This window comes from Nostoc linckia z4 (assembly GCF_002608075.1).
Taxonomy (GTDB): domain Bacteria; phylum Cyanobacteriota; class Cyanobacteriia; order Cyanobacteriales; family Nostocaceae; genus Nostoc; species Nostoc linckia.
This window is the reverse complement of the sequence record NZ_LAHA01000014.1, coordinates 82,013-107,635: the sequence shown is the minus strand read 5'-3', so window position 1 is coordinate 107,635 and position 25,623 is coordinate 82,013. Positions and strand designations below refer to the sequence as shown.

Annotated in this window: 18 protein-coding genes; 12 read left to right on the top strand and 6 right to left on the bottom strand. The window is 41.2% G+C overall.

Annotation, left to right across the window (positions count from 1 at the left end; genetic code table 11):
• Position 1: 1 nt before the first annotated feature.
• The gene (locus VF06_RS14165; protein ID WP_099066867.1) at positions 2–2,098 is read left to right on the top strand and encodes a tetratricopeptide repeat protein; all 2,097 of its coding nucleotides are present in this window, start codon (positions 2–4) and stop codon (positions 2,096–2,098) included.
• A 140-nt stretch (positions 2,099–2,238) separates the two neighbouring features.
• Here VF06_RS14165 and acsF read toward each other — a convergent pair whose 3' ends face one another.
• On the bottom strand, positions 2,239–3,315 hold the full coding sequence (gene acsF, locus VF06_RS14160; protein WP_099066866.1) for a magnesium-protoporphyrin IX monomethyl ester (oxidative) cyclase: 1,077 nt from the start codon (positions 3,313–3,315) through the stop codon (positions 2,239–2,241).
• A gap of 848 nt (positions 3,316–4,163) precedes the next feature.
• Between acsF and VF06_RS14155 the strand changes: the two genes are divergently transcribed.
• Both VF06_RS14155 and VF06_RS42030 read left to right on the top strand, forming a co-directional pair.
• A complete protein-coding gene (locus VF06_RS14155; RefSeq protein ID WP_099066865.1) occupies positions 4,164–4,661 on the top strand; it encodes a TM2 domain-containing protein in 498 nt (165 codons plus the stop codon).
• Between the two features lie 15 nt (positions 4,662–4,676).
• On the top strand, positions 4,677–4,832 hold the full coding sequence (locus VF06_RS42030) for a hypothetical protein (protein WP_180267490.1): 156 nt from the start codon (positions 4,677–4,679) through the stop codon (positions 4,830–4,832).
• Between the two features lie 198 nt (positions 4,833–5,030).
• Here the strand turns inward: VF06_RS42030 and VF06_RS14150 are convergent, their stop codons facing one another.
• Positions 5,031–5,684 carry a DUF2996 domain-containing protein gene (locus VF06_RS14150; protein ID WP_099066864.1) on the bottom strand — a complete coding sequence of 218 codons (654 nt, stop codon included), beginning with the start codon at positions 5,682–5,684 and terminating at the stop codon, positions 5,031–5,033.
• Between the two features lie 95 nt (positions 5,685–5,779).
• Here VF06_RS14150 and VF06_RS14145 point away from each other — a divergent pair, with 95 nt between their 5' ends.
• Entirely contained in the window at positions 5,780–5,962 is a 183-nt protein-coding gene (locus tag VF06_RS14145) for a hypothetical protein (RefSeq protein ID WP_180267491.1), read from the top strand.
• On the opposite strand, the gene VF06_RS14140 is transcribed toward VF06_RS14145, so the two are convergent.
• Complete coding sequence (locus VF06_RS14140) at positions 5,959–6,948, bottom strand: DMT family transporter (protein ID WP_371411476.1); 990 nt, start codon at positions 6,946–6,948, stop codon at positions 5,959–5,961. The genes VF06_RS14145 and VF06_RS14140 overlap by 4 nt on opposite strands.
• A 328-nt stretch (positions 6,949–7,276) precedes the next feature.
• Here VF06_RS14140 and VF06_RS14135 point away from each other — a divergent pair, with 328 nt between their 5' ends.
• The 3 genes from VF06_RS14135 to VF06_RS14120 all read left to right on the top strand — a co-directional run bounded on the left by VF06_RS14135 (position 7,277) and on the right by VF06_RS14120 (position 11,427).
• Entirely contained in the window at positions 7,277–7,639 is a 363-nt protein-coding gene (locus VF06_RS14135) for a hypothetical protein (RefSeq protein WP_099066861.1), read from the top strand.
• 366 nt (positions 7,640–8,005) lie between these two features.
• Complete coding sequence (locus VF06_RS14130) at positions 8,006–9,283, top strand: GAF domain-containing sensor histidine kinase (RefSeq protein ID WP_099066860.1); 1,278 nt, start codon at positions 8,006–8,008, stop codon at positions 9,281–9,283.
• Positions 9,284–9,879: 596 nt separating this feature from the next.
• Complete coding sequence (locus VF06_RS14120; RefSeq protein ID WP_099066858.1) at positions 9,880–11,427, top strand: AAA-like domain-containing protein; 1,548 nt, start codon at positions 9,880–9,882, stop codon at positions 11,425–11,427.
• 73 nt (positions 11,428–11,500) lie between these two features.
• Here the strand turns inward: VF06_RS14120 and VF06_RS14115 are convergent, their stop codons facing one another.
• Both VF06_RS14115 and thrC read right to left on the bottom strand, forming a co-directional pair.
• On the bottom strand, positions 11,501–11,776 hold the full coding sequence (locus tag VF06_RS14115; RefSeq protein WP_099066857.1) for a MoaD/ThiS family protein: 276 nt from the start codon (positions 11,774–11,776) through the stop codon (positions 11,501–11,503).
• A 241-nt stretch (positions 11,777–12,017) separates the two neighbouring features.
• Complete coding sequence (gene thrC, locus VF06_RS14110) at positions 12,018–13,325, bottom strand: threonine synthase (RefSeq protein WP_099066856.1); 1,308 nt, start codon at positions 13,323–13,325, stop codon at positions 12,018–12,020.
• A 992-nt stretch (positions 13,326–14,317) separates the two neighbouring features.
• Between thrC and VF06_RS14105 the strand changes: the two genes are divergently transcribed.
• The 5 genes from VF06_RS14105 (at position 14,318) to VF06_RS14085 (ending at position 23,958) form a co-directional block, all read left to right on the top strand.
• Positions 14,318–16,855 carry a beta strand repeat-containing protein gene (locus tag VF06_RS14105; RefSeq protein WP_099066855.1) on the top strand — a complete coding sequence of 846 codons (2,538 nt, stop codon included), beginning with the start codon at positions 14,318–14,320 and terminating at the stop codon, positions 16,853–16,855.
• A 193-nt stretch (positions 16,856–17,048) separates the two neighbouring features.
• The gene (locus tag VF06_RS14100; protein ID WP_099066895.1) at positions 17,049–17,612 is read left to right on the top strand and encodes a hypothetical protein; all 564 of its coding nucleotides are present in this window, start codon (positions 17,049–17,051) and stop codon (positions 17,610–17,612) included.
• Positions 17,613–17,723: 111 nt separating this feature from the next.
• A complete protein-coding gene (locus tag VF06_RS14095) occupies positions 17,724–19,271 on the top strand; it encodes a DUF11 domain-containing protein (protein ID WP_099066854.1) in 1,548 nt (515 codons plus the stop codon).
• Positions 19,268–23,371, top strand: a complete 4,104-nt coding sequence (locus VF06_RS14090) for an Ig-like domain-containing protein (RefSeq protein ID WP_099066853.1) — start codon at positions 19,268–19,270, stop codon at positions 23,369–23,371. The genes VF06_RS14095 and VF06_RS14090 overlap by 4 nt, the downstream gene beginning before the upstream one ends.
• Before the next feature lie 35 nt (positions 23,372–23,406).
• Positions 23,407–23,958, top strand: a complete 552-nt coding sequence (locus VF06_RS14085; protein ID WP_244917993.1) for a transposase — start codon at positions 23,407–23,409, stop codon at positions 23,956–23,958.
• 3 nt (positions 23,959–23,961) lie between these two features.
• Here VF06_RS14085 and miaB read toward each other — a convergent pair whose 3' ends face one another.
• Positions 23,962–25,338 carry a tRNA (N6-isopentenyl adenosine(37)-C2)-methylthiotransferase MiaB gene (miaB, locus tag VF06_RS14080; RefSeq protein ID WP_099066851.1) on the bottom strand — a complete coding sequence of 459 codons (1,377 nt, stop codon included), beginning with the start codon at positions 25,336–25,338 and terminating at the stop codon, positions 23,962–23,964.
• Positions 25,339–25,623: the final 285 nt, after the last annotated feature.

The following is a 25,623-nucleotide window of genomic DNA, read 5'->3' as shown; positions in this document are numbered from 1 at the left end:
AATGTCTAATACTCAACAATTAGCCTTATCTATTCAGCCTATTATTAGCTACCCGCGTCAAGCACAGGTGGGTAAAACTTACCTGATGACAATTGACTTGCAATCATCTGAGGATGAGTGGCCTTATGAGGAAGAAGAGTATCCAATTTACTGTATGTTGGATACTTCGCAATTGTTTATTTGTCAGCCTTTGGGTGAGCCAGCTGTGGTTTTACACCGCTTTGGCGGGAGTTATGGAGCAGCGGAGTTTTTGCTGACAGCAGCGCAAGAAGAAATGCAGGGAGAAATTACGGTAACCTTAGCGAATAGTTGGGGGGTGCCAATTAGGGTGTTAAGTCTTGGGCAAATTAGCGTTACTCAAGTGGTAACTAAGAATGAAGAAACTGTCATAACTTACGAACGTCCAATTTATGAAGATCAGAATTTGGAGAGAAATTCACGTAATCGATTTGTTCGCAATCCTTACATTATTGGTCGTCCAATTCATGAAAGAGATAAATTTTTTGGTCGTGAACATGTATTCCATTTTATTGAAGATAATCTGAACCAAGATGTGAAAGTTATTTTGTTACATGGTCAAAGAGGTATTGGAAAGTCTTCTGTATTGCGACAAATTTCAAATTTTATTAAATCTAATGACTTTATTTTTGTTCAATTTGACTTGCAACATCAAAGTCAGTCAAGTCTCAGTAATATCATTCATAATCTAGCTATAGCAATTATAGAGGAAATTGGCATAGAAGCAGATAATTTAGAAATACCAACAATTACACAATTAGAAGAAGATATAAATTTATTTTCGGAATTATTTTTACTAAATATTTATCAAGAAATCAAAGATAAAAAAATAGTATTACTCATTGATGAATTCGATGTTGTAAATAAGAGTGATATAAATATAAGCGATATAAATATAGTTGAACAACAGACTTTTTACCCATATTTAAAAAAATTATTGAAAGAACACGATAAATTATTTATCATTCCAGTAATTGAAGGCTATCTTACTGATTTCCCAAACTTACTACGTTTATTTATGAGTGCGCCACACCAATCAATTGGTTTGCTAGATGATATTAGCGCCGAACGAATGATTACTAATCCTGCTGAAGGGATTTTGACATATCAACCAGAAGCAATAAAGGAAATTTTACAACTTTCAGCGGGACACCCATGTTTTACTCAAGTTATTTGTTCTGTTCTTTTTGAACAAGCAAGAGAAAATAATAAATGGACTATTGAACGTGGTGACGTAGAGTATATTTTATACCGAGCAATTGAAAAAGCCGATTCCTTCTTGCAAAGTTTTTGGCAGGTACTCACTGACGAAGAAAGAATCATTATGTCAGCTGTAGCCGAAGCTCAAAAGATAGCGATTGAGACACAAAGGAGATTTCCAGAAGAACCATTAGATTTGCTGATTAGAAATAATATAGTTCAGACAGAACAGTTATATCAGGCATGGGAAAGACTAATTGAAAACAGTTATTTATCTGATGATGGAGGCAAACTTACAGTTGAACTAATCCGTTTTTGGTTGCTACAATATCATCCATTACAATATCAAATACAAAATTTTTTGTCTTTCATAAAAAGACAGGAATCACAAGCAGAATTACAAACACAAAAGGAACAAGAAGATATTGTTAAGAACCTAATGGGAGCAGCAAATTATTGGTGTCAACAGGGACAAAACCAGTTAGCATTACAGCTTTACGAACAGGCTTTATTGCTAAAGCCTAATGATTTTAATATTTCAGTGTCTTTGGCTGAGCAATATTTACAAGCGAAAGATTTTGAAAAATCCCTAGAACTTTACGAACAACTTTTACAAGCGGATTATCAATCTTTTAAGGAGGGATATTGTAATGCACTTTCCGAATATGGACATTATTTAATAATTCAAGGAGAATACGCTCTTGCAAAGGAAAAGTATCACAACATTTTAGAGATTGAACCAAACACAAGATCCGCTATACAGAAAATTTTAGAAATTGAAACTCATGAACAAAAGTCAGTAATTGCTAATGAAGTATCTTCTAACCAGGGATGGGTTAGCAAGGCAATGGCTTTTATTCGACGGATAATTGAAAGGTAATTTTTTACGATCGCCACCACCTCTCACACGGTAAAATTAATTGCCTAAAACTATTGACAAATAGTGATTTTTATGAATATCGACAAAAAAGTGGTTCTGCAATCAACAGAACCACTGAGCTTTTGCAAAATTGTGATGACTTAACGAACTGCGCCTTGAGCAGAAGCAGCGTCAATGGGTTTCATCAAGTACAGCCGTAATAACTGCCAGCCAGTGGAGACGAGAATTGGCAGTTTTTGGAAGAATTGCAGGAATTTGGGAGTATTGGAGTTAGCGATCGCACTCAGCTTTTCGTTATTGTTTACACAAACATCCAACCGTTCATAAAACTCTGGATTTTCCACATCCAGCATCAACGGGAATACTCTACCTGCGGTTTCATTGGTCTTCTTAATTACATGGATGTCGTATTCTCGCGCATCCAGTCCCAAGGTCGCATAAAAGTCCTTGCGTTGGATGTCATTGAGATACATTGTTGCAAACACTGACAACAAGAAGAACCGACTCCATAGCCGCGCCTTCCAATCATTGAGCATTTGCGGTTGGGATTTCATCACCGCATCGAAGAAATCACCGTGACGGTTTTCATCTTGACACCAGTTTTCAAAGAACCGGAAAATCGGATAAATCCGGTCTTCGGGATGTGCTTCTAAATGACGGTAAATGGTGATATAGCGCCAGTAACCAATCTTCTCAGAAAGATAAGTAGCGTAGAAGATAAATTTTGGCTTAAAGAAGGTATAATTACGGCTCTTAGTCAAAAACCCTAAATCTAGGGACAGATTAAAGTCAGACATGGCTTTATTCAAAAAGCCAGCGTGACGTGCTTCATCCCGTGACATCAGGTTAAAGCACTCTGCCAAGACGGGGCTTTTGTCTTTCAAACGACGGCCGAGTTCTTTATACAGCAAAAACCCAGAAAACTCTGCTGTACAGGAACGTTCTAGAAATTCAACAAACAACCGACGAGTGTCTCCATCAATATGATCCCAGGATTGTTCAAACTCGGCATCCCGAACAAAGTGATGGCGATTGTAGTCAGCGCGAAATTCTTCGAGAATGGCTCTTAACTCGTCTTCATTGACGGAAATATCCATCCGCGACATTTCATCAAAATCGGTAGTATAAAACCGAGGTGTTAACAGAGTTTCTTTCGCGGGGACTTTAATTCCTGGCCGTATTTCTTCAAAGCCTGGTTTTTTGAGGGAATCTACCATGTCTTGATTGCAATGAGTGTCTTTATTATCTTGAGTACACCAGAAAGGCAACGTTAACAGTTGACTGTTGATTGTTGACTGTTGACAGTAGCTAGTGCGTTGCTCTGGTTTTTAGAGTAAAAGCAGCTGGCTCTCATCAGTCAAAAATTAACGGTGTCGGGGCATCTTTTATCCCATCCCTAAAGGAAACAGGTTTTACTGACGCCTTTTTATCTGTTCTGGTAACGCTCAACAGCCGACAAATAATTCATTTGTATAAAGTTCAGTCTACCAAGGCGCGGGCGAGAAATAAGTAAGCAAAACGTTAAGAGTTGCAACAAAAAGTAAGTGGGGAGGCGGGAAGATGAGGGGGATGCAGTTCGACTTCTCTACGAGACGCTACGCGAACTTGTACTGAGCGGAGTCGAAGTACGCTCACCAACCGGGAGATGAGGGACAGTAGCAGGGGGCAAGGGGCAGGCGATAATAATAACTCACCAGTCCCCAGTCATCAGTCATCAGTCCCCACTTTTACAGTCATTTTCTGTGGTTCTGACTACAATAAATAAAGCGGCCTTATCAATAAGTTGCTTATCTTTAAATTAATAATCTATGACTGGCACTATCAGTAACTACTTCTAATTACTTTACTCCAGAGCTTGCACCGTTATTAACAAATGTAGACAAGGCACTTTACATAACAAAAAAATCAGGGTTTAAGCGGGATACTCAGCAGTGCCAAATTAAAAAAATTCTCATCAAATAACTGGCGCAAGATATGAACTTAGCTATTCATACTGCTCTCAAATAAAACAGTATGAAACACCTATTTTAAACAACAAGAGCAAATCCAAAGGGTTGACAACAAGATGAATCCTGAAAAGAATCAGCACCAAGACCGACTTCTTGTCTCTTACATCTTGTGTGGAGTCGGATTTTTTGGCTTAGGAGGACTACACCGCTTATACAATGGCAAAATCGGCACGGGATTGTTATGGCTGTGTACTTTTGGTTTATTTTACATTGGACAAGCTGTGGATTTGCTTCTCGTCCCTAGTATGGTTGACGAATACGAGGCCAATCTCAGACTAAAAGCAGGTGTATCCCCATTTGGTGTACCTTTAAATGAGCCTACAGCGATCGCTACTCAAGTTCACTCCCCAACTGGAAATCAGCTGATGATTAAACTCATTGAAGTGGCAGAAAACAGGGGTGGTAGTCTCACTGTTACCCAAGGTGTGAAAGGAACAGGAGCTAGCTTTGCTGAAGTCGAAAAAGCTCTCAAAGAAATGTATAAATCAGGTTATGTAAAAATCGATAACGACCCCATTACTGGAGCCGTTACCTATCATTTCCATGAACTTTAAAGGTTGTAGGGAGATATGGGGACATGGGGACGTGGGGACGCGGGGACACGGAGACGCGGGGACACGGGGACACGGAGACACGGAGACACGGAGACGCAAAGACGCAAAGACGCGGAAAATAGGGTTCGGATAAGCAGTATGAACTTCCCTTGTGGTCTGGAAAAAGGTTAATAGGTAAGGGGTAAAGGATGTATTTGAAACCTTTCCCCTTTTCCCTTTCCCCTTTCCCCTTTTCCCTTTCCCCTTTTCCCTTTCCCCTTTTCCCTTTCCCCTTTTCCCTTTCCCCTTTCCCCTTTCCCCTTTCCCCTTTCCCCAAACCGTATTCGGGACACGGAGAATAACCAATGCCCTATGCCCTATGCCCTATGACTAATTTGTACTTAGCCACTTTTGACCGTTTAAACGCTGCACTAGGCCAAATACCAAGAGGTCTAGTGTAGTTTTGCGCTCATCAATTAAGAATGACTCAAGGGTGCTGGGTTGTTTGCCTTCATTACAAGAAAAACCCTTTTTCCCTTGAATATCTTCTTCAGGAAAATACAAATTAAAATTGTACAAACCGTTTTGCCAACTGCCGATAATTTGCCAGGATTCTTCAGCTGATTCAAAGCCCTTGATTGGAACCTTTTGCTTAGCAAAAGCCACTTTTAAATCTTGTACGCCTTGCTGAGCGATGGCTTTTTGTAAAGCTGGCAAATAGTCTTGCTCAATAAACTCTACAAATGGTTTATCTTCAACAGATGGGGCTTTTTCTTTCTTAGGGGCTTTAGCTGCGGCGGCTGGTTTTTCTTCTCCTGCGGTGGCTGGTTTTTCGCGTTTGGCTGAAGCCGCAGCAGGTTTAGCAGCATTGGGGTTATCTTCCGGGTTTGCGGCCTTAGGATCTGGCGTGTTGGCAGTAGGGATGTCTGTCGCTTGGGATGAGTCTGTACTGGGAGCCTTTTCTTCAGCGACACTGGGAGCCTGCTTGTCAACAGTGCTGGGAGCTACCTCTCCCGCTTCATTGTGATTCGGTTCTTCTGCCATTACTCAGGTCAATCCTTTAATCTTGCTTGATTGAGCGATCGCTCACCTTGAGATATCGGGTATTTTTATTTTGACATACTAGTGTCGTTGGGGAGATGGGGAGTTGGGGAGTTGGGGAGATGGGGAGATGGGGAGATGGGGAGATGGGGAAGAGGGGGAGATGGGGGAGACAAGGGAGACAAGGGAGACAAGGTAGCAATCTTTCTCCCTTGTCTACCTTGTCTACCTTGTCCTCTTCCCATCCCCAATGCCCCATGCCCCATGCCCCATCCCCTTAAATCCCTTTAAATCCCATATTAGTTTCTACCTGTTGTTGTGTTTGCATGGAATTGACTTTGGCAGAGGCTATTCTGTTATTGGTTTTACGTCTAATGCCAAGCTGGCTGAGGGATATGCCTAATAAAATCAAGCTACCGCCAATATATTGAGCTAAGGTAGGTACTTCACCTAATATCAAATAGGCTGCTAGAATGCCTGCTATTGGGCTAAATGAACCGATTAAGGAAGCCATAGATACAGTGGAAGTTTTTAGGCCTTTAATCCAAAATGACTGACCCACTACTACAATCAATCCACCATATAAAAACATCCATTGCCAAAGAAATGGCGAGAGTACATCAGCAAAATGATCTCTACCATAAAGTACTAAAGCAATAAAGAAAAAGATTATTGTTCCTAGTGCAGTGCGAAAGATGCTATAGATTCCTAAAGGAATCTGCGAAAGGTATTTCTTGCCAATAATTGTAGAGGCGGATACAGCTATCGCTCCAGCTACTGCCAAAAGTTCCCCTAAACCTAAACTCAAACCCCCCATGTTCATCATTGCTTGTTGTGGGGGTTGGAGAATAATAGTTAGGATAACGCCAACAAAGGCTGCGATCGCTCCTGCAATTTCCCAAAGATGTACTTGTTCGCTCAATAACCAAATGGATAAAACCAAAGTTAATGGTGGTTCCAAGCGTCCAACTAAGATAATGTTGTTTACCCCCGTCAGTGCTAGTGCTTGAAAAATTAAGCCAGGGGCAAGCGCTCCTGATAGGATAGCTACTGCTGTTAGACTAATCCAATCTTTCTGGGAAAGCTGCTTTAAAGTCGTTTTGTTCCACTGTCGCCCATAAATTACAATTAGAAGTATCAAGGCACAGAGGTTGCCTACGAATAAAACATTACACAAAGAAATGGGATTGCGAGTGCCCATAAAATGTTGGGCACCAATTTCTGTAAGCTTGCGGGTGACTGCGCTAGATGCTCCAAAAATTAGCATTGCTAGCCAGAGATATGTTTGTCCGGAAATTTTTCGAGGAATGAAGCGGGGTATTTTTTTAGCTCTACTCACAATCACATCACCGCAATCAAGGCGTTTTTCATTATCTTAATTTGCTTTATTCCACTTAAAAATGAGGTTTTGCTGAAAAAATACTTAAATTCACCTTTAAGTTGTGACCACCATTGTTCCCTGAAAAAATGCTGAGAATTGAGTAAATTTTATTGAGTCAGAAATTCAGGAAACTACTGCCTCAGTTTCATTTGTTGTTCAGTCCCAACTGCGATGCTTTGGTTGTGCGGGACAAATAAAACTTCAGGAGCCACAAATGAAACTTGCGCCACTACTTACAAGCGTAGCCTTAGTTGGTTTTTTCACGGTTTGGGATGTGCCACTCAAGGCGATTAATCCTTCATTAATTCAAGCATCAGCGGCCGAACAATTTTCTGTCTCCCAAAAACTAGATTTGCTCAATAAGAGTAAAGGTCAAATTGGTAGCGGCGACCAACTGCGTCGTTTCTTTTACGGTGACTTAGAACCAATTGGTATCCAACCAGGTGGAGCAGGTCATGTAGTTAATCTCTATAACAAAGCTAATGATGTCACATTTTCTTACTGTTCAACTTATGATGTAATTGTCGCCATTAAAAAAGGCAAAGTGACAAAGTTCGATCCCAATGAAGTGAAGTAACTTAACAAGCGATCGCCTGGAAAAATTAAATTATTTATTAACAATAACCCCGACTTTTTTGAAAAGTTGGGGTTCTGTGGTTTTTAATTCTAACCTTGGTATTGTTCTACTGGAGTGCTAATAACATCATTTAGTTTTAGCTCTGGAATTGTTGTATAAATTTACATTTAGCTTAAGTAAAATTTCATAATTTAGTTGTATACAAATAACATACATTTTTAGTAAAATCTTTTTATCTTAGTCTAATTTAGGGAGTTGCTACTTACAGTTATTTTTTAGATAAATACCTCAGATTCTGATTTCTGAATTCTGAATTCTTAATTCTTATTTTTTAAATTATTTTTCTCAGTCATGCAATAGGCATCCATGAGCAAAAGCAATGATGACGAAGGGTTTTTACATAACCAAACTTGGCAGCGCGAGCGACAAATCATAGCACGTTTGTCTTCTTTAAACTATCGAACTGGTGAACTGGGAAGCTATTTGCATAACATTGCCTGCGGAGTCAGCGAATTAATTAGAGTAGATTGGACAGTTGTCACTTTTTGTCAAGAGGGATTTGAAACTGTTCTAGCAAGTAGTTTGGAAATGGCGGAAGATGCGCCCCGTGTTTATGCTTTGCATGGTCGGCTAATTGCTACAGTTTTGCAAACTGGACGTACATTAGCGGTTAAAGATGCTGTGGCCAATTCAGAATACGGCAAACCTGCACCTGGTTATCGAGCATATTTAGGAATACCGTTGCAAACTTCCCAAGGGGAAGTATTTGGTACTATTTGTTCTTTTCATCGCCAGCCACGGGAGTTTTCTGGTGATGAAATCCAAATTGTGGAATTATTTGCAGAACGAGCAGCCACCGCCATTGATCACTATCATCTCTATCAGCAACAGTGTCAATTTAATCATATCTTGGAGGCCGAAGTAGAAAAACGCACGGCAGAATTAAAAGCAGCCCAAGCCAAATTAGTAGAACAAGAACGACTAGCAGCTATTGGTGAATTTGCTGCTATTATTGTCCATGAAATTCGTAATCCCTTGACTACAATGCTGATGGGATTAAAGTATTTCCGCAAAACAATTCTAACTGAATCGGCTCAAGAACGATTAGCATTAGCCCTCAGCGAAGCTAGCCGTTTAGAACGTTTATTGAGTGAAATTTTACTCTACGCTAAACCCCAAGTTTTGCAACTTTTTGCATTGGACGTAAATGAATTCATTGGTGAGTTACTTTTATCCATCCGTGAAATGCCAGAAACTGTAGAACGAAAAATTGAATTTATTCCAGCATCGTCTCCGATCAAAATTTTGGGCGATAAAGACAAACTTAAACAAGTATTTATTAATATCGTGCGTAATGCTTGTGAGGCAGTAGCCCCAGGAGATGTGATTAAGTGGACAGTAGACTTTGCTCAAACAGATAAAGTCTGTATTAATGTCCAAAATAGTGGCGAACCAATTCCATCGGAAGTTATCGCTAAGCTTGCTACGCCATTTTTCTCTACAAAAACTGGTGGTACTGGGTTAGGACTTGCCATCACCAAACGCATAGTAAATGCTCATAATGGGGAGTTATTAATCTTTTCTGAACTATTAACAGGAACTACTGTAACTGTTAGGTTACCTGTAGTAGCGCCACCAGACTAAAATAGCCGTAATCTTTTTTTCTTTCTCTGTGTTCTCTGTGTGTCTGTGGTTTAATATTGCTCAAATGCAAGATTATTGCAAACACTTCTTACTTTTACCACTAAAACGCACTTTTCCAACTTTCTTTGACGTTTTGTTTTGGCATGAATGTTCTCGTTGTTCAATGTCAACTTCTTTAATTCACATTAAGCGTAATTTATTCAGTAGTATGCTATTATTACCAAATAAAAGCTAAGTACATTTACATAAATAATGAAATTTTAATGCTAATGTAAGATATTAAAACACTCAGGATGTCAATACTTCTGGTAAAACCTTGATAGATAAATAATTAAAATATTTATGATTTTTAGATAAGGGACTTCCAAGTAAAAAAATATTCCATAGAAGATTGTTAACTATTGACTGTTGACTGTTAACGGTTCACAGTGCGTTGGACGGCTTCCCAGGCTTTTACCCCTCCTCTTAAGCAAGCTACGCACAGCGGCGACCACAGGAGAAGCAATTGGCGTTCAACCCATTAACTGGAATAATTTATTTTTGGAGTTCCCTAACTTATTTGATGAAAAAAAAATATATTTAAAATTTGAAATCAAATGAACAATTATCGATACCAAGTTGGTGGTACTCTCACCAGTGATTCTCCTAGCTATGTTGAGCGCAAAGCAGATATAGAACTGTACAATGCTTTAAAACAAGGTGACTTTTGCTATATTCTCAGCTGTAGACAAATGGGTAAATCCTCATTGATGGTCAAAACAAAACATCGCTTACAACAAGAGGGTTTTCGATGTGCCACCGTTGATATGACTAATATTGGTTGTGAGAATATCACTCCGGAACAATGGTACAAAGGAGTAGCGGGGGATTTATGGTTAGGTTTTCAGTTGTTAGGAAAAGTTAATTTAAAAACCTGGTGGCAAGAAAAAAAAGATATTTCTTTGGTGCAAAAACTCAGTCATTTTATTTCAGAAGTACTCCTAGATAAGTTTCCTAACGAAAGATTATTTATTTTTATTGATGAAATTGATAGTATTCTGAGTTTAGATTTTCCAGTTGATGACTTTTTTAGCTTGATTAGGTATTGCTACAACCAACGAGCAATTAATCCAGAGTATCATCGAATTACCTTTGCAATTTTCGGCGTTGCTACACCTTCAGACTTAATTTTATATCGAAATCATACAACCCCATTTAATATTGGCAAAGCTATAGAAGTAAATGGTTTTACATTTGAAGAAGCTCAACCATTGGCTTTGGGGCTGAATATTCAAGGTAATCATGCCCAAAAAGTCTTACAAGAAATCTTGTCTTGGACACAAGGGCAACCATTTTTGACCCAAAAATTATGTCGGCTGCTTGTGAGTTTATCTCAAGACGAATTGGGTAGAAAATTGAGAATTCCTCCAGGAACAGAAGAATTTTGGATAGAAAATGTAGTGCGATCGCATATTATTGAAAAATGGGAATCCCAAGATGAACCAGAACATCTGAGGACAATTCGCGATCGCATTCTCAGAAATGAACAATTTGCCGCTAGATTGCTGGGAATTTATCAACAAACCCTCCAAGGAGTTAAAGTACCTATTGACGATAGCCGAGAACAGGTAGAACTGTTACTGTCTGGTTTGGTGATTAAAAAGCAAGGTTTTCTCCACATCAAAAACCGCATTTATGAAGAAGTTTTCAATCTAGAGTGGGTTGGAAAAAAATTAGCTAACTTGCGCCCCTACTACGAAAGTTTCAATGCATGGGTAGCCTCAAAGCAACAAGATGAATCTCGCCTCTTGCGCGGTCAAGCTTTAATTGACGCTCAAACTTGGGCCAATGGCAAAAACTTGAGCAACTTAGATTATCAATTTTTAGCTGCGAGTGAAGAATTAGACCGGCGAGAAGTGCAAAAAGCATTAGAAGCTGAACGTGCCAAAGAAGTTGAAGCCAGACTAGCAGAAGAACAAAAAAGACTTGCTCAACAAAAAAGATCTTCTAGAATTGTTGCACTTTTGCTTCTGGGTATGACCATCAAGTTGGTGATTTCTATTTTATGGGGAATGTCGCTTTTAGAAAAAATCGACGCTTTGCAATCACGGTTAAGATGTAACCAGATAGACCATCAAAGCTCAGTTAAAACAATTTGCAATTAACCAAACAAGATATCAAAATCGCTGTAGAGACGTTGCATTGCAACGTCTCTACATCTTCTAGGTATTTTTAGTATCAACCACCAGCAACAGCGGGGACAATACTGACTTCATCACCATCATTGAGCCGTGTGTCTGCACCTTTTAAAAAACGAATATCTTCGTCATTGAGGTAAAAATTCACAAACCGCCGTAGCTTTCCTTCTTCATCACATAATCGCGATTTAAATCCAGGAAAGCTTTTTTCTAATGAATCCACAAGTTCAGCAATAGTGCTACCACTGGATTCTACGGTAGCTTGGTTATTAGTAAATTGTTGAAGAGCTGTAGGAACTAAGACTGTTACGGCCATAGAAGTAGAAAGTAAAAAGTAAAAAGTGAAAAGTGAGGAGTGAAAAGTGAGGAATGAAAAGTGAGGAGTGAAAAGTGAGGAGTGAAAAGTGAGGAGTGAGGAATAAGAAAACTCATAACTTATAACTCTTAACTCCTAACAGTGAGGAGTTAGGAATAAAAAAACTCATAACTCTTAACTCCTAACTCTTAACTCCTAACTCCTAACTCCTAACTCTTAACTCCTCACTCCTCACTCCTAATTAAACGAGGACTTGTTGCCATTCCAAGCGATCCAAAGTACGCGATCGCTCTAGGGCACGTTCAAAACTATCGAGTTTGGCATCAATAGTCAAGGGTTCGCCAATGTAGCCTTGTACTGCTTCTTGGGTTTTGAGACCATTGCCAGTGATGTAAACTACGGTAGTTTCATCTGGATCGATCTTGCCAGCTTCTACCAATTTTTTCAGCACGGCGACGGTTGTACCACCTGCTGTTTCTGTGAAGATGCCTTCGGTTTCTGCCAGCAGTTTGATGCCATCAATAATTTCTGCATCGTTGACTGATTCAATGTTACCACCAGTCTTTTGAGCTATATCTACGGCATAAATACCGTCTGCTGGGTTACCGATGGCAATTGATTTGGCAATTGTATTCGGTTTCACTGGTTTAATAAAGTCGCGCCCTTCTTTAAATGCTTGGGCGATGGGGGAACAGCCTTCAGCTTGAGCGCCACTGAAACGCACGTTCTTACCTTCTACCAAACCAACTTCTACAAATTCTTGGAAACCTTTATAAATTTTGGTAAACAGAGAACCAGAAGCTAAAGGAGCAACAACATGGTCGGGTAATTCCCAGCCTAGTTGTTCTGCAACTTCAAAGCCCAGGGTTTTGGAACCTTCAGAGTAGTAAGGACGCAAATTAATATTGACAAAACCCCAACCATGTGTATTAGCAACTTCCGAACATAGACGATTGACTTGATCGTAATTGCCTTTTACAGCCATGAGGGTGGGACTGTAAATCAGACTACCGAGAATTTTACCAGCTTCCAAATCTGCGGGGATGAACACGCAGCAATCTAAACCGGCATGAGCAGCGATCGCCGCTGTAGAATTTGCCAAGTTACCAGTGCTGGCGCAGGAAACAGTGGAAAAACCCAACTCTCGTGCCCTAGAGAGAGCCACCGATACCACCCGATCCTTAAAGCTCAGGGTGGGCATATTCACGGCATCATTTTTAATATAAAGCTTGTTTAGACCCAGGCGACGGGCAAGACGGTGGGAACGAACTAAGGGAGTCATACCAGTTCCCACGTCTATAACGTTATCAGTTGCGACAGGTAAAAACGGACGGTAGCGCCAAATTGAATTCGGGCCAGCTTTGATTGTTTCGCGAGTGACAGTCTGACGTAGAAGGCTGTAGTCATACTTGACCTCCAAAGGCCCAAAGCATAACTCACAAACATTGCTGGCTTTAGGTTCATATTCGGCACCACATTCCTTACACTTCAAGGCTTTAAAAAATGTGGCATTACCGACTTGGGATTGGGTTGTGATTGCCTGAGTCATAAACTAGCTTTCCCTGTCTGTCCATCAACTGTCGCCTGATGGTAACACGAGTAAAAATACCAGTCAAACATACCCGACAAAAATAGTCGGGTATATCTAGTAGTCACAGTAATAATTTTTGTAAAATTTTCATCGCCATGATTTTGTACATTTAGTATTTACACTTACTTGTTTCTAGTTACAAATTAAAATCTGAGTTGCGGCTATTCAGTCTTAATACTGTTGCAAAGTATGATAAAATTGCATGTTATATATGATTAATATGCATTTATTTCCACAAAAGTGACTTTTTAGCGGTGTCAAATGCTGACTGGATTTATTTAAATGACTTTCTAGAGTCAGAGTAAATATATAACAACAAAGAGCCAGAAGTATTTTCAGATATAGGGTTTAGTATTTTTATCTTGGAGTGAAGATTCGACTTGTTATTGATGTTGCAACAAGTTGAATTTTAATATTTGATACACTCATTCACCCCTAGCCAAGTTACTTATTTCTACGGTGGATTTTTTTTGCAGCAAAAGTTACATTTCTACTTGCATCAACAATTCAGCAGTACGTAACAGTAGGTTCCCCATACTTGTGATTACTAGCCTTGATTATTAAAGGCGATCGCAAATTCACATCGGCGAATTATTTGAAGGTATTGCTTCAACATACTTGGTGAGGAGTGTTAATAACTGACAGCAGATTTTAAGAAGCTTGAAATACACAAAATAGGTCTCAAAGCCAGGTGTTAAACATAAGCGTGCTTTAGTCTTTGAAGTTTCGATGGCTACGGTAGGGTGTACCAGCATCGAAGTAAGCACTCAAAATTTTCTGGTGAATTCTGATTCAAAGAATTCACCAACTCTGCTTTAACTCCTCAAGTCTGCATTCCCAAAACATTAATGTTTTAGGTAAATATCATCGGTAATTCTTTAAAAAATTGCCGAACTTTATCCTCTATTAAAACTCAGGGCACAAGTTCAGCAAACAAACAAACTATTCCTATGTTAAAGCAAAACAAATTTGTAAACAAGCAACATCATTGCTATCAATCCCTAGTAGCAGCAGCCTTATTAACTGGTAGCTTTTTCCAATTTGTTGCCCCTGTATTAGCTGAGGGAACTACCGCTGGTACATCCATCAGTAATACAGCCACCGCAACCTACGAAGATCCCAATGCGCCAGGGAGTCCCATCAATTCCACTTCTAACACTGTTACCGTGAGTGTAGCAGAGGTAGCTGGTATTACTGTTACAGGTTCTGGGATTGCTAATCAGACTACCCCAGGGGGTAGTACTAAGCCTGGTGATACGCTGGTTTACACTTACACAGTCACCAACGTTGGTAACGACCTCACTAAATTCCAGATTCCTAATTTAGCAACAACAACAGGGCCGGCTACAGTATCAGGGGTACTACCTCCAGATAAGAATGGTGTTACGCCGTCCAATGGGAACTTGCAATACAGCACTGATGGCGGTGCAACCTGGACAAATATTCCTGCTGGTGGATTAACTACAGGTGCGATTCCAGTTAATGGGACTGTGTTGGTGCGTGTACCAGTTACCGTGCAACCCGGCGCTCAAACAGGTGATACCATCACTGTCAGACTAGGACAAACTCCTGGTGATGCTCAAAACCAACCCCGGATTGCTGATGGTGGCGACGTTTACACTGTAGATAATAACAACCCGGCCGGAGCGCCGGTCAATGGCGTTAGAGAAGCCAGTGCTACCCAGCAGATTCAAGTAGGAAACATTGCTACAACCAGGGCCTTAGCGACTATCCTCAAAACTAAGACAGCCTATGACAATGCTGGTACTTCTAGTCCCTTGACTGATGACCTGCTAACTTATGGTTTGAGCTTACGGGTTGAGCTTAATGACGTAACTAATACTGGTGTGACCCCCGCAGCTTTAGCTGGTACAAATATCAATGTTGACGGTACACCAGTCACCCGCATTTTAGTATCTGATGCTATTCCAGCAAATACAGTGCTTAATAGCACTCCAATTGCTCCAACGGGTTGGAGAGTAGTTTATAGTACCACTCCTACTACTACAAATGCTGAAGCAGCTGCGTGGTCAACTACTGCTCCAGGCTCCTTGAGTTCAGTAACACGGGTCGGTTTCATTAACGATCCTAACCTTGTGACTTCAGTTGCTACTGGGACAACAGTTAACGGTTTTACCATTCAAGTTAAAACCACTGGTGCAACTGGAAATGGCCCGGTAAACATTTACAACATCGCTCAAGTTACTGGTACGACTGCTGGAGACCCGACCACTAAAATCTATGACAACTCAGGAGACCAAAACCCAGGTAACTTTAACTCCACTAATAGCACCTTTCCTACCACACCAGACGCCGGCTTTGTTCCCAATGGTACGGTAGTTCCGGCAAATCAAACTGACGCAGGGAATAATAACACTGGTACTAATAGTCCGACTGGGAATGTAAACGTAACTACCCTCTCAGTACCCAATGCCACCTCACTGTTGAATGGCCCAAATGGAGTACCTAATGCCGTTGGGCCCACCAGCAACAATGATGACTTCACCAATAAATCAGCGCTAATTCCACCTAATGTTGCTCCTGGTTCAACAGTCGATCCGGCTGGGGTATCCTTTACTAACACAGTTCAAAATACTGGTACATCTGTTGCCAATATTTCTCTTATACCTACACCACCTGCAACACTAACTGATTTACCTGTGGGTACAGTGGTGACGATATCCTATCAAGGTTTATCAGCTGCTTACACCTACAATGGTACACAGTTTACCTTCACAACTGGTACTGGTGTAGTCGGGGGTAACCCAATTAGTGCCACTAATCCACTGCGAATTGATGGAGTTGCCGCCAATGGTGGTACAGCTAACTATGGTGTAAGCGTTGACTTGCCTCCTGGTACGCCACTTTCAACTGATAGTACTGCTCAAGGTGCAACTGTCACAACGACTATTGAACGCGGTTTTCCCGCACCGGTTACAGCTTTTATTGATAGCAACAGTAATGGCTTAGCTGATGATGCAGCTACTAACATCACTATTGACCGTGTATACACTGGCTTCTTGCAATTGCTCAAAGAGTCAAGAGTTTTACAAGGAACTGGGCCAGCACTGCCAGCAGGTAGCACTGATGGCACATTTAGTACTACATCCAAAAAACCTGCCCCAGGAAACATTATTGAGTATCGGATTACTTACAAAAATATTTCTAGTCCTCAAGTAGGAAGCGGAAATATAATTCTGAGTGCCGACAAGATTGTGATTACTGAAGATGGCACTCAAGGTGGTAGCAACTGGGCGCTAGACAATAATAACGATAGTCAAATTGATACTAGCAACATTGTTGGTTCAGCTAAGGATTCTGGAGCATCAACTATTCAATTCTTCAGTGGTAATCCAGCAACTAACTCTGGGAATGACCAAACTGGAACTACGGTAAACACTGATGTCAGCAAGTATGTGAATACTGTAACTGGACAGGTTGCACCGACTGTGCAAAGAACATTTACTTTCCAGCGCAAGGTTAACTAATTCGTTGGGAGATGGGGAGGTGGGGAGTGTGGGGGGAAAGAGAATTTATGCTTCCCCCTCTTCTTCCTCTTTTCCTTCCTCCCACACCTTCCAATACCCCATACCTAAAGATTAGGCAAAGTGGGGAGTGACTATTTTTGAGTACAAGCAGGGAAAGATAAGTCAACAATCAAGATTCTAGAAGTTATTTATGATGAAAGGTATTTCTTTTGCAGGTTTGGGTGGGTTAGCACTAATAACTACAGTTTCATTTTCGGGTCAATTTCCAGGAGTTGCAAATATTTGGCATTTAGAAAGTGCTTACGCTCAAAATATCAAAACTCAAGCGCAATTGAATTTGCGCTTAGAAGCCGAAAAGCTAGTGGTAGCTCAAAATGAGCAGGGTAAACAAAGCGAAAAATGGGAACCTTTGAAAGGTCAAGCTGTGGTGCGGCCGGGAAATGTATTGAGATATACCTTAAGCGGCGCAAATCAAAGCGATCGCCCAGTGAAAAATTTAATTTTGAATCAACCTATTCCGCGTGGAATGGTCTACGTACTGAAATCTGCAAATGTAACTAATAATGGAAAAATTACTTATAGCATTGATGGTGGGCGTAGCTTCGTCGAAAATCCCACCGTTAAAGTTACTCTTCCTGACGGCAAAGTGGAAATTAAACCAGCGCCAGCCATTGCTTACACCCACATCCGTTTACAGATTTCGTCAGTTCCAGCAAAGACCACAGTCAAGGCGACTTATCAAGCCCAAGTGCGTTGATTGAAGGAAGAATTTAGGATTCAGAATTCAGGATTCAGAATGCGGAATTCTGACTCCCTAATTATGTTTTGATAAGTGTTTTATTAACAATCAAATTTGCATTTCGAGGAGATGTGTTCAGTGAGCCGTCCTCAAAAACAAAAACAAATTAATTATAGCAGTAAATTGTGGCAAAAATTAACTGCTAATTTTTTAATGGTAAGTTTTTTATATACTACTTTACTTAGCTCAGCGACAGCACAACAAAATAATAATGAAGTAGCTTCTGTAGCAATTACAAATCAAGCTAATTATACTTATACAGACGCAGCTACTAATAGTAAATATGAAGGAATTTCTGGTCAGATTAATGCTACTCCTAACCCATTAGTTGACCCATTAGGTCGAATTTTAGGTTGTGCAGGGACGTTGTTACCAGACTATACAGGTTTTTCAGTAGGAGTGTACGAACCCAATACTAGCGACCCGACTGGTACAGAATTGGGGAGTTTAGCTGATTTGACTCGAACAGAGTTACCGGATATTTCTAATAACAATGTGCCTGGTGGAAAATCTCCAAATATTGAAAATAGTAACCCATATTTCATTACGAATAATCCTGCGGGCGTCTACAACTTTTTACTAGATCCAAACAAGGGGCAAACCAATCCAGGTAGAATCTATATTTTTGTAGTCAATCCACCACCGAATTCTATCTATAAACAACGGCGCATTAAGATTGAAATCCTTGATAGCACTGGGTCACAAGGTAATGGTGTAGTGCGATATGTAGCGAGTTCTTTAGATGGGCAACCAATTAGTCTTACAGGTCAAACCAGGGTAGAGCAAACAGTTGTTTTAGTTCCCAATGCAGAAACAGTGGGATTGGATTTATTAGCCTTTGAATTTACTACAAATATGTGCCAAGCCAATCAGTTGCAGATTATTAAAACAGGCGATCGCGCTACTGCTGAACCTGGAGATACAGTAATTTATCGGCTCTCGCTGAAAAATCTTGCTGATGCTGGTTTGAACAATGTAGTTATCACCGACAACCTGCCTTTAGGATTCCAGTTTTTGGAGAAATCTGTGCGCGGAGAACTGGATGGTACAGCAGTCAATATCACCTCTCAAAGAAATGGAAATACGGTGATATTCCGGACAGATGTGACGATTCCCACAGAGAAAGTCTTGAATATTGCCTACGCTGCTCAATTAACAGCCGATTCTCTGCGTGGTAGTGGTCGCAATAGTGCGATCGCTAATGCCCAACGAAGTGATAACGGTTTTAGCACTAAGGACGGCCCAGCAACGCATCAACTGAAAATTCGTCCCGGAATTGTTTCTGATTGTGGCACGATTATCGGTCGAGTGTTTGTTGATAAAAACTTTGATGGCGAACAACAGCGTGGCGAGCCTGGGATACCCAATGCAGTGGTTTATCTAGAAGATGGTAACCGCATCACCACAGATCCCAATGGTTTATTTTCTCTAGCTAACGTCTTACCTGGATACCACACAGGTGTTCTAGACCTCAGTAGTGTACCCGGTTATGCCTTAGCTCCCAATAAAAAATTCCGCGAACGCAATAGCCAATCTCGCCTGGTGCATTTAGAACCAGGTGGATTGGTACGTATGAACTTCGGTGTCACCCCATTTCAGGAGCCAGTCAAGAAATGAAACCTAGATTGCACTGTGCAACTATTTTCAACTTGAGGTTGATGGGGGCGATGCCGATAGCTCTCAGCCTCATTTTGTATCCTGCCATAGTCAAAGCAAAAGTCACCAACGAAAACCTGTTTTTGCCAGCAGACAAGGGTGTGGAAGATCGAGCCGTTGAAAATAAAGTGGTTGAAAAAACTATGGATGTGAATTCTGGAGTTGGTGATTCAGGATCTAAAAAGGTCACGCAAAAACACAATACTTTTGGAGTTTCTTGGCTAGCGGCGAATAGAAGTTTTCAAGCCAAAGACGCAAAGGTGAGAAAAATAACTCGACAACGGTTAAATTCTTCTGGTTTATTGGGAAATTATAACGAAGAGGTTGGAGTTGTGGAATTTTCCTCAACTTCTTTGGCCTCGACTACTGTGACTACCATTTCAGATGTCCAACCAAGTGAAAGGGAAATACAACCATTTCAACCACCAACTTCTGTGGAATTACCCAGAGGATTACGCAAAATTGCAGGAATAGAAAACAAGAAAAACCAATCTCAAAGAGAAATACAACCATTTCAACCATCAACTTCTGTAGGTTTACCCAGAGGCTTACGCAAAATTGCTAATAGGGACGTGGGGATGGGGGGACAGGAAGACCCAAAGATAGAAGAACGCCCTGATGCAAAGATGGGGGAACAGGAAGACCCAAAGATAGAAGAACGCCCTGACGCCAAGATGGGGGGACAGGAAGATGTCAAGGATGAACAAGGGGTGAATGAAAACATCCCTGTGTCTGCACCTCCAACAATTTCTACAGGAATCAAAATCTTGACTCCCACAACCAACAGTGTTGTAGATCTACAAGCTACTACCGTGGTTGTGGAGTTTCCTACTGGTAGTCAGGTGGAATTACGGGTAAATGGGGTGTTGGTAGATCCTTCCTTAGTGGGGCGGACGGAAACTGATACGAGTACTAATTTAGTAAAGCAGACATGGTATGGTGTTTCTCTACAAGAAGGTCAAAATACTATCTCTGCACAGGTGGTGGGAAGAACCGAACCGCCTGTCACGGTGCAGGTTGTAGTCAGGGGAGCGCCGCAGCAATTAACTTTAGAAACTGTTGAGTCTCGTATTCCAGCAGATGGACGTTCTACAGCTACAATTCGGGGTCAACTGCTTGATGCTAGTGGGAATCGTTCTAATTATGATGCTGTGGTTACTTTGATACCTACTGCTGGGGATTTCGTGGAAAAAGATTTCAAACCCGATGAACCTGGATTTCAAGTGGAGGCCAAAGGGGGACAATTTACAGCAAGATTACGATCGCAACTAAAAGCAGAAACTGTGACAATTAGAGCGATCGTTAATAATTTAGAAGCCTTTACGCAGTTGCAATTTGAAACGGCTCTGCGTCCGAGTTTGCTCACCGGGGTTATAGATTTACGTTTGGGCGCAAGAGGTACAAATTATTACGGTAGTTTCCGCGATTTCATTCCTCCCGATAAAGACAACAGAACGCAATTAGATTTCCATTCAGCGATATTTGCCACCGGTACGATTGGAGAGTGGTTGTTTACAGGTGCATATAACAGTTCTCGTAACTTGAATGAAGATTGTAACTGTGACAATCGCTTGTTTAGAACTTATCAATTTAGCGAGCAAAACTATCCTGTTTATGGCGATAGCTCGAAAGTTGATGTGGTGGCTCCTTCCATTGACAGCGTGTTTCTGCGTTTTGAGCGCTCCATCGGTGTACCTGGATCTTCCCCTGATTTTGCTATGTGGGGTGACTATAACACAGAAGAATTTGCCCGGCGATCGCAGCAATTTACTTCCATCACTCGTCAACTCCACGGCTTTAAAGCTAATTACAACTTAGGAAATTTACAAATTACGGGTTTTTACGGTAATAACTTAGAAGGATTCCAACGAGACACCATTGCTCCCGATGGTACTAGCGGTTATTATTTCCTTTCTCGCAGACTCCTACAACCAGGGAGCGAAAATGTTTTTATCGAGTTAGAAGAACTAAATCGTCCTGGGACTGTATTGGAACGTAAACAGCTAAATCGAGGCCCAGACTACGAAATCGACTACGATCGCGGTACTTTATTATTCCGCGAACCAATTCTTCGCACCGATATCGATGAAGCCGGACAAGTCTTGGTACGTCGGATTGTAGTTAGCTATCAATATGAAACTGAAGACTCTGATAGCAATATCTTTGCCGGTCGTTTGCAATATAATCTTTCCCGTAAGCTCAATCAAGAAAGTTGGATTGGAGCAACCTACGTCCAAGAAAATCAAGGAGTGCGTGATTTTCAACTGTATGGCGCAGATGCGCTGATATCTTTGGGTGATAAGGGTAAGCTAATTGCAGAATACGCCCATTCCAGTAATGATTCTGATGTTCTGGGAAAGGTTAGGGGTGATGCTTATCGCTTGGAAGCTGAGGGACAAATTGCTAATGGAATTCAAGGACGTGCTTATTATCGGTTCGCCGATACAGGTTTTGCCAATAATGCCACCATCAGCTTTGTACCGGGACAAACTCGTTATGGAGCGCAGGTTACAGCTAAACTAACTCGAACTACCACTGCTAGAGTCCAATACGACCACGAAGACAATTTTGGGATTGCTCCCCAACCCCTAGACACCTTTGAAGAATTATTTGCACCCCGTAATGATGCTATACCAGGAAGTCAAGTTAATAATTCCCTGACCACAATTACCGCAGGAATTCAACAACGCTTTGGTAGCGCCATCTTTGATTTGGATTGGATTCATCGCGATCGCCAAGACCGCATTTCACCCAATGCTTTGAATAGTAATTCCGATCAATTGCGATCGCGTTTTACGGTTCCCATTGTGAAAAACCTGACTTTCCAAGCCCAAAACGAACTGAGTTTATCTTCTCAAAAAGATAGTATTTATCCCGACCGTACTATCTTCGGGTTAAATTGGGCAGTAATTCCTGGTGTAAATGTTAGTCTGGCCCAACAGTTTTACAGCAGTGGTCAATTTTCTGGTAACTCCATCACCAGCTTGAGTGTCAACGGCGAACACAAACTTGGAAAAGATACCACCATAACTGGTCGTTACTCAATTTTGGGTGGTGCTAATGAAGTGACTACCCAAGGTGCAATCGGTTTAAATAATCGCTGGACGATTGCTCGCGGATTGCGGTTGAATTTAGCTTACGAACACGTATTCGGTAACTTCTTTGGTCGGACGGCGGCGGGTCAACAATATCCCCAACCTTACGCCTATGGTCAAGCCGCATCGTCCATCGGATTTGATGGTGGCGATAGTTACAGTGTAGGCTTGGAATACAGCGATAATCCCCAGTTTCAAGCTAGTGCCCGCTATGAGCATCGCTCCTCTTCTAGTGGTACCAATACCGTAATTACCGCAGGTGCAGTGGGTAAAATTTCGCCATCTTTGACGGCTTTAGTACGCTATCAACAAGCAAATTCTTCCAATCAAAGACTTTCAGGATTGGCAGATACCGCTAATCTGAAGGTGGGTTTAGCTTACCGCGACCCCCATAGTGATAAATTTAATGCTTTGTTGCGTTATGAATATCGCCAAAATCCAGCACTGATTCCGGAAACGATTTTTTTAGGTAGTGGTACTGGTTCCCAAGACCATACTTTTGCTTTAGAAGCTATTTACGCCCCTAACTGGCAATGGGAGTTCTACGGAAAGTATGCTTTGCGTAACAGTACTTCTTATTTAGCCAACGATTTAGTTGGTACGAGTACGGTGAATTTGGCACAATTGCGAGCTACTTATCGTTTGGGATATAGCTGGGATTTAGTTGGTGAGGCTCGCTGGATTGGTCAATCTAATTATAGTGAGACCGGTTTTGTGATCGAAACTGGTTACTACCTGACTCCTAATTTGCGACTTTCCGCTGGATATGTGTTTGGGGAAGTTGACGACAGAGATTTTTCTGGGACGCGATCGGCTGGAGGCGCATATTTAGGTTTAACTGTCAAGCTGGATGACTTGTTTGATGGTTTTGGACAGCAAAAGCCAGTACCACGTCCCCAAGAAAAGCCAAATACAACAGAGGCACATCAAGGCACATCTGTAGACGAGGCAAGTTTGAGATTGTAATTATAAACGATCCTAAATTTCAGGGCAAATACCGAGTGGAATCGACTCGGTTACCAAATCGCAATTACGCTGCTAATGGGTGGTATTTCATCACAATTTGCACAAGCGATCGCATTCATTTTTTGGGAGATGTAATTACAAGAAATGTCCAATTATCAATAATTGGGGACATAGCCCAACAATTCTGGGCAGAAATTCCGAAGCATTTTGCTTACACCTACACAGATGCCTATGTCATTATGCCCAATCACGTACATGGCATTATTGCGATCGACCGTCCCCAAAATTTAGAGACGTTGCAATGCCAACCTGTAGAGACGTTGCAATGCAACGTCTCTACACAACGGGAATTCATGTCTGCCATATCTCCTAAAAAAGGTTCATTAGGGGCGATAGTGCGATCGTACAAATCTGCTGTGACCCGTTGGTGTCGGAAAAACAGTTTTGAAGATTTTGGTTGGCAAGAGCGATTTTACGAACACATTATTCGTGCTGATGGTTCTTTAGACCGAATCCGAGAATACATCATTAATAATCCGACTAAATGGGACGAAGACAAAAACAATTCTACAAATTTATGGATGTGATGTTTATATCGCCAATGTAGAGACGTTGCAATGCAACGTCTCTACAGGTTCCCCTGTTAAACTAAAAGCGCGAACTTCGGTAATTTTTACCTTTACTAATTGACCTTTCAATTCTTTGATGTCGCCAGTGAAAAAGGTTAAACGATTACCGCCTGTGCGTCCCATGACTTGAGTTTTATCTTTGGGGTTTTGGTCTTCTACTAGAACTTCTTCAATGCGTCCGAAGTAACGTTGCGATCGCTCGCTGGCTTTCACATTTACTAGATGATTTAATCTTTGTAGGCGATCGCTTTTAACTTCTTCACTCAGTTGATTGTCCCACAAAGCGGCGGGTGTTCCTGGACGTGGCGAATATGCGGCTGTATTCAACATATCAAAGCCGATATCTTCCACAAGTTTCAAGGTATTTTCAAATTGTTCTTCTGTTTCTCCAGGAAATCCCACAATTGCATCGGCACTAATTGAGGCATCTGGCATGTAGCGCCGAATGGTATCAATAATTCGACGGTATTTTTCATGGGTATAACCACGCGACATGGCCTTTAAAACTTCATTATCTCCAGATTGAAAGGGAATATGGAAGTGTTCGCAGACTTTGGGCAATTCAGCACACGCTTTAATTAATCTTTCAGTAAAATAACGGGGATGGCTAGTAGCAAATCTTATCCTTTCAATTCCCGGCACATCATGGACGTAATACAGTAAATCTGTGAAGTTGTATAAATGCCGACCTTCTGGTGTAGTTCCGGGTAAATCTCTGCCGTAAGCGTCAATATTTTGACCGAGTAAAGTAACTTCCTTGTAACCTTGCTTTCCTAATTCTGCCATTTCTTTCCAAATAGCTTCTGGTGTGCGAGATTGTTCCACACCGCGCACGTTGGGAACCACACAGTAGGTGCAGCGTTCGTTACAGCCGTAAATGACATTCACCCAAGCAGTGACTTGACTATCTCGTCGCGGCTGGGTGATATCTTCCATAATATGAACTTGTTCAGTTGCTACAACTTGGTTACCCTCAAACACAGATTCCAACAAATCTTTGAGGCGGTTGGCGTGTTGCGGCCCCATTACCAAGTCTAATTCCGGCACGCGCCGCAACAAAGCTTCCCCTTCTTGTTGGGCAACGCAACCAGCAACAATCAACGTTAAATCTGGCTGCTCGTGCTTGCGCTTTGCTTGTCTACCAAGGTAAGAATAGACTTTTTGCTCGGCATTATCTCGAATTGTGCAGGTATTGTAGAGAATCACATCTGCATTATTTGGATCTTCCGACCACTCAAAACCCATGTTTTCCAACACGCCAGCCATGCGTTCTGAGTCAGCTTTATTCATCTGACAGCCGAAAGTAGTGATGTGATAGTGGCGTTTAGAAGTGGTCATGGGAAATTACGCTTAATGAGCCTAATGTATATAAATTTTATTTCTTTCTATTTTATAACGCTCTTAACCAACGTTAGGTAATGCTGCTATGTAAAACCTAGACAACAGTAGGGGTTATGCTCTGACAAGAAACCAAAAAGCCCAAATGCCACAGATATAACAGTCCGATTTGATTAATGAGCTGAATCTGTATAGGCAGGCAAGAGGCAATAGGCAATAGGCAACAGGGTTATAAAAGAGTAAAGTGTACGGAATTTTGTTCAAAAATCAAATAGGATTCCTATA

Coding starts and splice junctions, on each gene's coding strand:
- VF06_RS14095 (WP_099066854.1), top strand. CDS start 17,724: ATGTGTTCAGTGAGCCGTCCTCAAAAACAAAAACAAATTAATTATAGC.
- VF06_RS14120 (WP_099066858.1), top strand. CDS start 9,880: ATGAACAATTATCGATACCAAGTTGGTGGTACTCTCACCAGTGATTCT.
- VF06_RS14090 (WP_099066853.1), top strand. CDS start 19,268: ATGAAACCTAGATTGCACTGTGCAACTATTTTCAACTTGAGGTTGATG.
- VF06_RS14115 (WP_099066857.1), bottom strand. CDS start 11,776: ATGGCCGTAACAGTCTTAGTTCCTACAGCTCTTCAACAATTTACTAAT.
- VF06_RS14150 (WP_099066864.1), bottom strand. CDS start 5,684: ATGGCAGAAGAACCGAATCACAATGAAGCGGGAGAGGTAGCTCCCAGC.
- VF06_RS14130 (WP_099066860.1), top strand. CDS start 8,006: ATGAGCAAAAGCAATGATGACGAAGGGTTTTTACATAACCAAACTTGG.
- miaB (WP_099066851.1), bottom strand. CDS start 25,338: ATGACCACTTCTAAACGCCACTATCACATCACTACTTTCGGCTGTCAG.
- VF06_RS14135 (WP_099066861.1), top strand. CDS start 7,277: ATGAAACTTGCGCCACTACTTACAAGCGTAGCCTTAGTTGGTTTTTTC.
- VF06_RS42030 (WP_180267490.1), top strand. CDS start 4,677: ATGGGGACATGGGGACGTGGGGACGCGGGGACACGGAGACGCGGGGAC.
- VF06_RS14145 (WP_180267491.1), top strand. CDS start 5,780: ATGGGGAGTTGGGGAGTTGGGGAGATGGGGAGATGGGGAGATGGGGAG.
- VF06_RS14155 (WP_099066865.1), top strand. CDS start 4,164: ATGAATCCTGAAAAGAATCAGCACCAAGACCGACTTCTTGTCTCTTAC.
- VF06_RS14140 (WP_371411476.1), bottom strand. CDS start 6,948: ATGCTAATTTTTGGAGCATCTAGCGCAGTCACCCGCAAGCTTACAGAA.
- VF06_RS14105 (WP_099066855.1), top strand. CDS start 14,318: ATGTTAAAGCAAAACAAATTTGTAAACAAGCAACATCATTGCTATCAA.
- VF06_RS14165 (WP_099066867.1), top strand. CDS start 2: ATGTCTAATACTCAACAATTAGCCTTATCTATTCAGCCTATTATTAGC.
- acsF (WP_099066866.1), bottom strand. CDS start 3,315: ATGGTAGATTCCCTCAAAAAACCAGGCTTTGAAGAAATACGGCCAGGA.
- thrC (WP_099066856.1), bottom strand. CDS start 13,325: ATGACTCAGGCAATCACAACCCAATCCCAAGTCGGTAATGCCACATTT.
- VF06_RS14100 (WP_099066895.1), top strand. CDS start 17,049: ATGAAAGGTATTTCTTTTGCAGGTTTGGGTGGGTTAGCACTAATAACT.